Below are 11482 nucleotides of genomic sequence, written 5' to 3' on the forward strand. Positions count from 1 at the left end.
AATAAATCTGCGGATCATGACGCAAGGCGGCGCGGATGGGCATCTCCTCATCCGGCCCGCCGGCCAAGGCCTGTTCCAGAACCTCGCGCTTGCGCGCGCCTTCAATATGTAGGGCCAGCAGATCCGCCTGGGCCAGAACCGGTAGCGTCAAGGTAACACGCGGCTCGCCGGCGCCCGGCGCCTGCATCGTCTCCACCTTCTGCCCGTTGGAAGGGGCCAGGGCGGCGGCCAGATTGTCGCCGCCGGGGAAGAAGGAGGCCGTATGCCCATCCTCTCCCATACCTAAGATCGCCGCCGCCAGGGACAAGGGCAAGGCAGCCAGCTCCGCCTCCAGCGCCTTCAGCCCGGCCGCCGGCGTCGGCGCACCGTTATAAAGCGGCAGGAACCGGGCCTGGGCGGCGCGGTTCTGCAGCAGCGCCCGGCGCACCATGGCGGCGTTGGAGCGGGGGCTGTCCTCGGGCACCCAGCGCTCATCCACCAAAGTGACCACCACCCGCGACCAATCCAGCTCCACCTGGCTCAGCGCCGCGAAAAAGGCGCCGGGCGTGCTGCCGCCGGAGACGGCCAGCACCGCTTCCACCTGCAATTGCAAGCGGTTGCGCAAAGCCTGCGCGGTATCCTCAGCCAGCTTTTCCGCCAAAGCATCGCGGGTGGAGAAAATCAGCATCAGGGCGCACCATCCGCCCAGTGCGCCGTCACGGCGCACCATCCGCCCAGGTACGCCCATCGCGCTCGATCAGCGCGATCGCCGCGCTCGGCCCCCAGGTCCCGGCGGTGTAGGGCTTCGGCGCATCCGGGGCGATGCTCCAGGCCTCCAGGATCGGGTCGACCCAGGCCCAGGCGGCCTCCACCTCGTCGCGGCGCATGAACAAGGTCTGGTTGCCACGCACCACATCCAGCACCAGCCGCTCATAGGCATCCGGATTGCGGACATTGAACGTCGAAGCAAAACTCATATCCAGCGAGACCGGGCGCAGACGCATTCCCCCCGGGCCGGGATCCTTGATCATCAGCCAGAGCTTCACGCCCTCATCCGGCTGCAGCCGGATGACCAGCCGATTCGCCATCACCGGCCCCGCCGCCTTGCCGAACACTGAATGCGGCACCGGGCGGAAGGTGATGACGATTTCCGAAACACGCTCCGCCAGCCGCTTGCCGGTGCGCAGATAAAACGGCACCCCCGCCCAGCGCCAATTCTCGATCTCGGCTTTCAGCGCCACGAAGGTCTCGGTCTGGCTGGAAGGCTGGCCCAGCTCCTCCAGATAGCCGGGCACCGGCCCACCGGCGGAGGCGCCAGCGCGATACTGGCCGCGCACCCAATCCTGCGACTCCATCGGCTTGAGCGCCCGCAGCACTTTCAGCTTCTCGTCGCGCACTGCATCGGCGGCGAGATGGGCGGGCGGCTCCATCGCCACCAGGCAGAGCAGCTGCAGAATATGGTTCTGCACCATGTCGCGCAGCGCCCCGGCGGTGTCGTAATAGCCGGCCCGGCCCTCAACGCCGAGCGACTCCGCCACGGTGATCTGCACATGGTCGATATGGGCGGCATTCCACAGCGGCTCGAACAGCCCGTTGGCGAAACGCAGCGCCATCAGGTTCTGCACCGTCTCCTTGCCGAGATAATGATCGATACGATAGACGCGGTCTTCCGGGAACACCTGGGCAATCGCCTGGTTCACCGCATGCGCGCTCTCGCCATCCTTGCCCACCGGCTTTTCCACCACCACCCGGGCATTCTCACCGGCCAGGTTGAAGCGCCCCAGCCGCTCGCAGATCGGCCCGAACAAAGCCGGACCGGTGGCGAGGTAGAACACGATCACCCGGTCCTGATAAGGCTTCAGCGCGGTGGCGAGCTCCGCCCAGCCTTCATCGCCGGTGGCATCCGCCGCGATGTAATGAATGCGCTTCAAGAACCGCTCGACAATCTCCGCCGGGCGCTCGCTGGCGGGCACATGCTCCTCCACCGCCGCCTTCGCCTGGGCGACGAATTCGTCATCGCTGAGCTGCCCGCGCGAGACGCCGAAAATCTCCGCCGCATCCGGCAGCTGGCCATCCGCATCGCGCTGGAACATGGCGGGGATCAATTTGCGGCGGGAGAGATCACCCGTGGCGCCAAACACGACGAGAACAAACGGCTCAACTGGGATCACACGGCTGGTCATACTCTCTCCTTCCGAAGATGCGCCCGGCATCTTCCCCTAGTTTGTCTTAAATGGCGGCCGCGACAAGGGGCCACGCGGCGCGTCATGCCTGACTGCCCGGGCGCAGCATGGCAACGTGCGGCTCTTCCAGAAAATGTTGCAACGCGATCGCAATGCCGCCCATCGGCACCGCGAATTCGCCGAGCGTGGAGACGCTGATCGCGATCTCGCCACCGATTTCGCGCAGCGCATTCGCCTCGAACACCGGTTGCGCGGCGGGCAGCAGATACTCCGCCAGCACCGCCATCGCCCCACCCAGCACGATGCGTCCAGGCGCGAAAATATTGGCGAGATTGGCCAGCCCCAGCCCGAGATGCTGGCCACATTCAGCCAGCACCGCGCGCACCCCGGCCTCGCCGCGCAAGGCGGCCTCGCGCACCGCGGCGATGTCCGGGAAGTTCAATTTGGCATCGCGCAAGCGCTCGAAAATCGCGCGCTCAGATATATAGGCCTCAAAGCAACCGAAACCGCCGCAGGCGCAAGGGCGGCCATTGGGCACCAGCTTCATATGCCCGACCTCACCCGCCATGCCGCGCGGACCACGATAGATCGCCCCACCCAGATACAACCCGCCACCCACGCCGGAGCGGCCGGAGAGATAGATGAAATCCGCATCCGGCGCGCCTTGCCCGAACAGATGCTCCGCCGCGGCGGCCGCCTTGATGTCGTTCTCCAACTGCACCGGCACCGCGAGAGATGCGGCCAGCGCCGCGCCGAAATCGACATCATGCCAATCCAGATTCGGCGCCAGCGCCAATTTGCCATCCAGCCCGACCAGGCCTGGCACACCCACCCCGACCCCGGCCAGCGCCTTGCGCGGGTAGCCCGTTTGTTTCAGCAGCGTGGCGATACCGGATTTGATCGAACCGATAACCATTTCCTGATCCTTACTGCCAGGAACATGCAGATTGGCCAGAATGGTGCCGGCGAAACTGCACAGCACCAGCTCGCTTTCATCAACATCCACCGCGACTCCCGCCAACACGCCGGTTTTCTCATTGATGCTGAGCTGGCTGTTGGGCCGCCCGGAGCGCCCGGTGCGTTCGCCCTGGGTGCGCTCGACCAGCCCGTCCTGTTCCAGAGAGGCCAGGATGATGGAGATGGTGGCAAGGTCAATGCCTGTGTCTTTTGACAGACCTTGCGGTGAAATAGAGGGGTTTTTGCGAATCCCGTGAAACACGCGCGCCGCGTTGATCTTGCGGATGATGTTGGAATTGATCCGACGTGTGTTCATGGCGCCACAGCCTTAGCGTAACCGCAACGGCCCGGCAATTTTTATTTGACAGCGCCCCGGAGCCTTCATATTCCTATTTTATTCGGGGCTAAAATAATTCTCCCGAAAACAAAGCAGAACGCCTGTGGGAAGAGGAACGACATAGATCAAAAAACAGACTTCTTGAACATGCGTGTTCAGGCTACAACACACGCGCATCTCGTTGCGGCGCCATGTTGCGGTGCAGCCTGAACGCAGAAGAGCCGAAAATCATCAGAACAACAGGAGGAGGACGGAATGTCCAAACTGATCAAGAGCCTCGCAGGCATGAAAAATTCCTGCAGCAAAGCCGCGTTTTTCGCCGCCGGCATGCTGCCACTGGCCGGGCTGGCGATGCCGGCGCACGCGCAGAGCCTGCAGGATGCGCTGCGGCAGACCACGATTTCCGGCATGGCCGGCGTGTATGACTTCACCTACGCTAACAAGGGGGAAGTCGGGAAGAACACACAGAACGCCTTCGCCGTCGGCGGCAATCTCAATCTGCACACCGGCGCCTTCGAGGGCTTCAGCGTCGGGCTGGGCGGCTATACCGGCCAGTCTCTCGGTCTCTATTCGCGCAACCCGAATCATGATGACAGCTCCGAGCTGACCAGCCATACCCATAGCGAACAATCGCTGCGCGAGGCCTTCCTGCAGTACGAGAATCGCTATCTGGAAGTGCGCGGCGGCCGGCAATTCATCAACACCCCGTTCGCCAATCAGGATCTCTACACCTTCAACCCGCGCGCCTTCATGGGCTTCGCCGGTGTCGCCAACGTGATTGGCGGCAATAACGGCGCCGCCGATGCCGGACCGCTGAGCCTGAACACCGACACCGCGACCCTGTCGGTCATGGCGACGCGCATGTTCAACTATAATTCGCGTTATAGCAGCGACTTTGTCAGCGGTGACCGCTATCTCACCCACACCAACGGCTTCATCGCCTTCGGTGCGAAGTTCCAGAACCGTTACGACAATGTCGATTACACGGCGCAGGGCTGGTACTATAATTTCTACGGCCAGGCGCAGATGTTCTACGGCCAGGCGGATTTCGTGACGCCGATGAACGCGAATTCCAACCTGTTCGGCTCCGCGCAGATGGTCAGCGAAGGCAATTCCGGCTCCGGCTTCAACCCGGCCGGCGTGACCTATAATGTCGACGCGCATGTCTATGGCGGCAAGCTCGGCATGACCTTCGGTGACGACAAGATCGCGGTGATCGGCGATTACAGCCCGTCCTCCTACGGCTCCTTCCACCATGGCGGAATGGTCCATCCTTACAACGATCTGTCCGGCACGATCTTCACCGATACGATGCAGAACGGTATCGAGGATATGGGGCCGGGTTATGCCTACGGTATCACCGGCACGATCAAGGCGATGGGCGGCAAGCTCGAAATCGACCCGACCTATGTCGAGTATAACGCCGATTACGGCTTCGGCGGCAGCACCTACAGCTATGGCGGTGCCTATGGCTTCCCGGCGGGCGTCGCGCCGATCCACAATGAAGCGATCCATGTCATCGATGCCGGCTTCAGCTACAATCTTTCGGATGTGCTGAAGGGTCTCTCGGTGGCGTGGGATACGGATGCGGCCTTCGCGCAGAACGATAGCTCGCAGACCAACGCGCATTACGACAATCCGTATTTCAGCAGCCGCTTTTATCTGAAATACGCCTTCTGATCGCGATGCCGCTCCACGCCACCGGCGCTGGGGCGGCATTGTTCGGCAGGCTGCGGAGAGGTCCCGGCCCGTCCGGACCGATTGGAAACACCACAGAGGCCATGCCCGGTTTTGCCCAGGCTGGCCTCTTTTTATTTGGGGAATGACATGACGGCAGACATACATCCCGAGCGAATCCTGGCTCTGGATATTGGCGGTACCGGGCTGAAGGCAGCGTTGTTGAACCATGCCGGAGAGATGCTGGCACCAGCCGCGCGCTGCCCGACACCGCCCGGCGCCAGCCCCACGCAATTGCTGGAAACCGTGGCGACGCTGATCGCGCCGCTTGGCGAATTCGATTTTATTTCCATCGGTTTTCCGGGCGCCATCAAGCACAATATCGTTCTCACGGCGCCTAATCTCGGCACCAAAAACTGGCATGGCACGGATCTCGCCGCCCTCGCCACCGCACGCTTCAACCGCCCGGCAAGGCTGGCGAATGACGCGACGATGCATGGGCTGGGCATCATCGCCGGTGAGGGAATTGAGGTGGTGCTGACTTTGGGCACCGGCATGGGCTTTGCCTTGTTCCGCGATTTCGTGCCGGCACCGCAGATCGAGCTGGGCCGGCATGTTGCTGGTGAGGAGCCGAGCTATGACGATTTCGTCGGCGATGCGGCGCTGAAGCGTGTCGGCGAGATGCGCTGGAAAGCGCGCGTGCAGGAAACGATCGGGCGGATCCATAGCCTGGTGAATTTTGATGTGCTCTATCTCGGCGGCGGCAATGCCAGGCTGTTCAGCCTGCAGGAACTGCCCGAAGGCGTCATCCTCGCGCGCAACGAGGCAGGGCTGACCGGCGGAGCGAAGCTCTGGAATGCGGAAGTCGGGCGGGCGTTGCAGTGACGCCAAGAAACAGCCTGACAGATGCATGATTTTTTAGAGCATCAAGCTTTCAGCTTGATGCTCTTTTTTTATCGCACGCTTTGATCTGCACATCCTGACGCTGGCGCGTCAGCGTACATTCATATGGCTCTTGTGCCGCTCAAGGGGCTGCGCCTCTAAAAGCTCTCACCCATGCCACGGTGAATTACACCCAGGCCGTCGCCAAAAAATCTCCATGAAAAAAGGGGCCGCAAGGCCCCTTTCTTTTGGTCGGGAATGTCGCGCTCAGGCGCGGCCGGAGCGCATCCGGCGCTGGCGCAGGATCGTATCGATGGTGATGGCGGCGAGAAGAATCACACCCTCCACCCCGAAGCGCACGGAAGAGGGCGCGCCGATCAGATCCATGCCGTTGGTGACGGAGGCGATCACCAGCGCGCCGAAGAAGGCGCCATAGACCGAGCCACGCCCGCCAAACAGGCTGGTGCCGCCGATCACCGCCGCGGCAACGGCGTTCAGCATGATGTCGGAATCACCCACCGTGGCGGAGGCCACGCCAAGCCGCGCCGCATCCAGCAAGCCGCCCAGCCCGACCAGCGCGCCGGCCAAGGTGAAGGCCGCGAGCTGCACGAAGCGAACATTGATGCCAGAACGCCGCGCCGCCTCAACATTGCCGCCCACCGCGTAAAGATGCCGGCCGAAGCGCATGGATTTGGTGAGGAAGGCGCAGGCGAACAGAGCCGCGAGGAAGATCACCAGCAGCACCGGCACACCCTGATAGGCGCAGAGCAACCCGATGCCGATGACCAGCACCACCAGCATGAAGGCCAGCTTGGCGAAGAACAGGCTATGCGCCTCCCCTGCCCCACGCCGGCGCCGGTCCGTATGGCGGCGCAGCGAGACAATGGCAAACAGCGCAAACAAGGCCAGCGAAATAATCCAGCTCCACAGCGCGGGCACATCCAGCGTGCCGACAGCGGTGGAGAGATCATCAGAAAGCGGCACGGAACCGCCATGCTGGGTCAGCATCGCCAGCACCAAGCCTTCTGCGATCATCGCCCCGCCGAGCGAGACCACGAAGCTCGGCACGCCGACGCGCGAAACCAGAATGCCCTGCAAGAAGCCGATCACCACCGAAGCGCCGATGGCGAGAAACACGCAGGGCCAGACCGGAAGGTTGAAGAACACCGTGCCGACGGAGAAGACCGAGGCGGCGACCACGCTGCTCCAGCCGATCGAAAGATCGATCATCCCGAGCAGGATCACCAGCGTTTCCGCCAGCGCCAACGTGCCCGTCACCACAATCTGCGCCGAGAGATTGCTGAGATTGCGGGGGGTGAGGAAATGCGGGTTGAGAATTTCGAAGACGATCCAGATCGCGATCAGCGCCGCGATCACCGGCATCATGCCAAGATCGGTGGAGCTTACGAGTCTCTGCGTCCAGCCGGGTGCCTTGGTGTTGTTCTGTGCTGTTGTCATTTGGTTCACCGCGCTCATGTTCAGGCCATGCCCCCGATGGTGGTGCGCGAGCCGGTAATGCAGCCCACCACTTCCTCCGGAGTCAGGTCGGATTTGCGTTCTTCCATCACGGTCTGGCCCAGGCGCAGCACCACCACGCTATCGGCCACTTCGAAGACGTTTTGCATATTATGCGTGATCAGGATCACGCCGAAGCCTTGCTCGGCCAGGTCGCGCACCAGGCGGAGAACTTCCGCCGTCTGCGCCACGCCAAGGGCAGCCGTCGGCTCGTCCATGATGACGATTTTCTTGCCCCAGAGCACGGCGCGCGCAATGGCGACCGCCTGGCGCTGGCCGCCGGAGAGTGCTGCCACCGGCGTATCCAAAGCCGGCAGATTGACCCGCAAGGTTTTCAGAACCTTCCTGGCCTCTTCTTCCATGTCCACATCGCGCAGCATGCCGAACGGCCCGCTCACCCGCTCACGGCCCAGGAACAAATTGGCGCAGATGCCGAGATTATCGCACAGCGCCAGATCCTGATACACGGTCTGGATGCCAAGCCCGGTCGCATCGGCGGGGCGGCGGATCTGCACCTCCTGGCCTTCGAGCATGATGCTGCCACTATCGGCCGGCGCCACGCCGGCGATCGCCTTGATGGTGGTGGATTTGCCCGCGCCGTTATCGCCCAGCAACGCAGTAACCTCGCCGCGCCGCACGGTGAAACTCACATCGCGCAACGCCGTGACGGCCCCGTATTTCTTGTGCAGGCCTTTCACGCTCAACAAATCATGCGAGCTGGCTGAATTCATGGAAGTCTCCGAAAAAATATGGAGATGAAACGCAACGCGTTTCATCTCCTTGAGTTATAGTCTGGTTATTTCTGGCAGAGTGGCGCCTTGGCGGCGTCGCCGACGCAGATCGAAGGCAGCGTCGCGTAGCCGGACTTGATCACCGTGTCCTTCATATTGTCGGCGGTGACGACGAGCGGGGTGAGCAGAACCGACGGCACGTTGATCTTGCCGTTATTGACCTTCCCGTTCACCAGCCCAGCCGGCGCCTTGCCATCGGCGGCGATGCCAACCGCGAACTGCGCCGCGGCCGCGGCTTCCTGCGGCACATATTTGAACACGGTCATCGACTGCAGACCTTCAAGGATGTAGGTCAGGCCGCCATTCGTCGCATCCTGACCGGTCACCGGAATCTTGCCGGCGAGGCCCACCGCCTGCAGCGCGCGGATGGCGCCCGAAGCCGTGCCGTCATTCGCGGCAAGCACGCCATCGACGTTGTTGCCAAGCCGGGTCAGCGCCTGCTGGGTCTCCTGGAAGGCATTCTCCGGGCTCCAGCTCGGCGTCATCACCGAGTAGGCGATCTTCAACTTGCCAGCCTTAACCAGCGGGTTCAGAACATTCAGCGCACCGCGCTTGAATTCCAGACCGTTCGAATCGGTCGGCGCGCCGTTGATCATGATGATCGAGCCGCCCGGCTTCACATGGTCGGCGATATACTGGCCCTGCAGCTCGCCAACCCGCAGATTGTCGAACGAGACATAGCCGGCCGGCTTGGAATCCTGGATCAGACGATCATAGGAGATCACCGGCACATGGTTGCGCGCCGCGTAGGCCACGATGGCCGCACCCGCCTTGCCGTCCACCGGGTCCACCACCAGCACGTTGGCGCCGTTGGTGATCGCGGACTGCGCCTGGTTGAGCTGCGAATCCGGGTTGGAGTTGGCGTTGGTGACGATCAGCGTGGTGTTGGGGTCAGCCTGCTTCACCAGCTTGGTGAATTCCGGGCGATCCATCTGCTCATAACGCGGCGAGGAATTTTCCGGCAGCAGGAAGCCGATGGTGATTTTCTTGGTGCTCATCTGGCTCACCTGCGGCGGCGTAATGGTCTGCGCCATGGCCGGCAGCGCGCCGGCGAGCATCATGGTCAGCGCCGTGGCACCGTAAAGCTTGGTGGATTTCATTCGATTTTCTCCCTTTGTGAACTGTTTCTCGATTTCGGCTGGAGCGTATGGCATCCTTGCGCGGCCACATCGACATTCCACCCGAATTATTTTTACCCTCGTATAAACATACGTAAAGACGCCCTTTGCCCCTGTCAAGCTGAATGATCGCAGCGTGCGCGCGCAATTTTCCGCAGCGCAGCATCTGTCGGAACAGCACCGTCCCCTTGACCCGCCTGCACCGCGTTTTTATCAAATCCACATGAAAGAAGCGGATGTTTACGCGCCCCGCGGCGCCGCGCACAGCGCATGAGGCTGCTCAACGTCGCTGATGCGCGGGCCGAGGCGCAGCGCCGCCTGCCGAAAATCTTCTTCGATTATATCGATGGCGGCGCGGCATCCGAGGCGACGATGCGCGCCAACGAGGCGGATTTCGCCCGCTATGAGCTGGAGCAGCGCGCCCTGAGCGGCATCACCGCGCCCAGGCTGGGCACGACATTCCTCGGCCAGAAGCAGGCTTTGCCCTTCATGCTTGGGCCGGTCGGGTTCCTCGGGCTCTATGCACGCGATGGCGAGATCCAGGCTGCCCGCGCCGCCGCCAAGGCGGGAATCGGCTTTTGCCTGTCCAGCTTCTCCCTCGCCTCCATCACCCGGCTGGCCAGGCAGGTGCAGGCGCAGCCGATGTTCCAGCTCTATATGCTGAAGGACCGCAGCCTGGCGCTGGACATGATGGGGGCGGCGCGGGGAGCGGGGGTGGAGACTTTGTTCTCACCGTGGATTGCGCCATCACCGGCATCCGCGAGCGCGATGCCCGCAACGGCTTCCGCGCCCTCACCCGCCTCACCCCATCCTTGGCGCTGAAACTGCTGGAGCGGCCGGGCTGGTGCTGGGACATGCTGCGCCAGGGCCGCCCGCAAGTGGAGGCGCTGGCCGGGCGCAAGGCGTTCGGACGCAACGTGCTGGCCCAGGCCGCCGCCCTCTCCGCGCGGATCGACCCGACTTTGTCCTGGAAGGATCTGGACTGGGTGCGCACCCAATGGCCGGGGCGGATCGTGCTGAAGGGCATCATGCACCCCGAGGACGCGCATTGGGCCCGCGAGACCGGGATGGACGGCATCACTGTCTCCAACCATGGCGGCCGGCAGCTCGATGGCGCCAGTTCCACCATCTCCCGCCTGGCCGAGATCGTCGCCGCCGCCGGCGGGATCGAGGTGACAATCGATGGTGGCTTCCGGCGCGGCGCGGATATTTTGAAGGCGATCGCGCAGGGGGCCTCCGGGGTGATGCTGGGCCGCGCTACCGCCTTCGCGCTGGCCGCCGATGGCGAGCGCGGGGTTTCCACCATCATCGCCGCACTGGCGCGCGAGATCGAGGTGGCGATGGCGCTGATGGGCTGCCCGGATATCGACACGCTGCGCGCCGAGGGACCGCGCTTCCTGAAGGTGAAATAATGCAGCTTTTCCCCGCGACACAACGCATGGCCACGCAATGGAAGAATGGCGGCGGCATCACCTGGCCGGTGGCCGAGGCGCCGGGCAAGGACAGGGAGTTTGGCTGGCGCCTCAGCCTCGCCGATGTCGCGCAGGCAGGGCCGTTCTCGGTGTTTCCCGGCATCTCCCGGCTGATGGGGATATTGGAAGGGCGGCTCCTGCTGGAGGTGCAGGGCTATCCCGTGGCCCTACTGCGCCCGGATGGCCCGGCCCACGCCTTTCCTGGCGAAGTGCCGGCCTTCGGCACGCCGCAAGGCAAGATGGTACGGGATGTGAACCTGATGTTCGACCCGGACTGCTTCACCGCGACCTTGGCGTTTCAGCCTACCCCCCTCACCCTGCCCGCATCCCCCGCCCTGCATCTGGTTCTGGCCCTGGCCCCGCTGAGGCTGAACGGCACCAGCCTGGCGCCGCTGGACGCCGCCCTGCTGCCCCCGGGCGCTACGCTCGCGGCCGAGGGCGGCGCGTTTTGGCTGGCAAGGCTGATAAAACACGGCTGAGCCGTGCGGATCGAGGGCCGGCCCAACGCGCCGCAGGCCGCTCAGCGGCCAGAAACAGCCGCACCCCAGAGCAGCAAGCCAAAGCCGGCGAC

The 11482-nt window shown here is 63.4% G+C and carries 9 protein-coding genes and 1 pseudogene; 4 read left to right on the plus strand and 6 right to left on the minus strand.

Features of this window, described 5'->3' with window-relative positions; genetic code table 11:
- The 3 genes from pgl to MXAZACID_RS06045 form a co-directional block, all read right to left on the minus strand.
- Positions 1 to 667: 6-phosphogluconolactonase (gene pgl, locus MXAZACID_RS06035; RefSeq protein WP_083878571.1), on the minus strand; the 667-nt coding region annotated here is incomplete at its 3' end.
- A 28-nt stretch (positions 668 to 695) separates the two neighbouring features.
- Positions 696 to 2162, minus strand: a complete 1467-nt coding sequence (gene zwf, locus MXAZACID_RS06040) for a glucose-6-phosphate dehydrogenase (protein ID WP_008493277.1) — start codon at positions 2160 to 2162, stop codon at positions 696 to 698.
- Between the two features lie 82 nt (positions 2163 to 2244).
- Positions 2245 to 3435 carry an ROK family transcriptional regulator gene (locus MXAZACID_RS06045; protein WP_008493278.1) on the minus strand — a complete coding sequence of 397 codons (1191 nt, stop codon included), beginning with the start codon at positions 3433 to 3435 and terminating at the stop codon, positions 2245 to 2247.
- Positions 3436 to 3711: 276 nt separating this feature from the next.
- Between MXAZACID_RS06045 and MXAZACID_RS06050 the strand changes: the two genes are divergently transcribed.
- On the plus strand, positions 3712 to 5136 hold the full coding sequence (locus MXAZACID_RS06050) for a hypothetical protein (RefSeq protein ID WP_008493280.1): 1425 nt from the start codon (positions 3712 to 3714) through the stop codon (positions 5134 to 5136).
- A 147-nt stretch (positions 5137 to 5283) separates the two neighbouring features.
- A complete protein-coding gene (locus MXAZACID_RS06055) occupies positions 5284 to 6018 on the plus strand; it encodes an ROK family protein (protein ID WP_039884759.1) in 735 nt (244 codons plus the stop codon).
- A gap of 264 nt (positions 6019 to 6282) precedes the next feature.
- On the opposite strand, the gene MXAZACID_RS06060 is transcribed toward MXAZACID_RS06055, so the two are convergent.
- The 3 genes from MXAZACID_RS06060 to MXAZACID_RS06070 all read right to left on the minus strand — a co-directional run bounded on the left by MXAZACID_RS06060 (position 6283) and on the right by MXAZACID_RS06070 (position 9421).
- Positions 6283 to 7473 (minus strand): sugar ABC transporter permease, encoded by a 1191-nt coding sequence (locus MXAZACID_RS06060; protein WP_234732049.1) that lies wholly within the window; start codon positions 7471 to 7473, stop codon positions 6283 to 6285.
- A 20-nt stretch (positions 7474 to 7493) separates the two neighbouring features.
- Positions 7494 to 8261 carry an ATP-binding cassette domain-containing protein gene (locus MXAZACID_RS06065; RefSeq protein WP_026439584.1) on the minus strand — a complete coding sequence of 256 codons (768 nt, stop codon included), beginning with the start codon at positions 8259 to 8261 and terminating at the stop codon, positions 7494 to 7496.
- 65 nt (positions 8262 to 8326) lie between these two features.
- On the minus strand, positions 8327 to 9421 hold the full coding sequence (locus MXAZACID_RS06070) for a sugar ABC transporter substrate-binding protein (RefSeq protein WP_008493284.1): 1095 nt from the start codon (positions 9419 to 9421) through the stop codon (positions 8327 to 8329).
- Between the two features lie 288 nt (positions 9422 to 9709).
- On the opposite strand from MXAZACID_RS06070, the pseudogene MXAZACID_RS20050 reads away from it, so the two are divergent.
- A pseudogene (locus MXAZACID_RS20050) lies at positions 9710 to 10851 on the plus strand (alpha-hydroxy acid oxidase).
- Positions 10851 to 11390 (plus strand): HutD family protein, encoded by a 540-nt coding sequence (locus MXAZACID_RS17705; protein ID WP_008493285.1) that lies wholly within the window; start codon positions 10851 to 10853, stop codon positions 11388 to 11390. Before MXAZACID_RS20050 ends, MXAZACID_RS17705 begins: the two are co-directional and overlap by 1 nt.
- Positions 11391 to 11482 lie beyond the last annotated feature (92 nt).

This window comes from Acidocella sp. MX-AZ02, assembly GCF_000306035.1.
GTDB classification, from domain to species: Bacteria; Pseudomonadota; Alphaproteobacteria; order Acetobacterales; family Acetobacteraceae; genus Acidocella; species Acidocella facilis.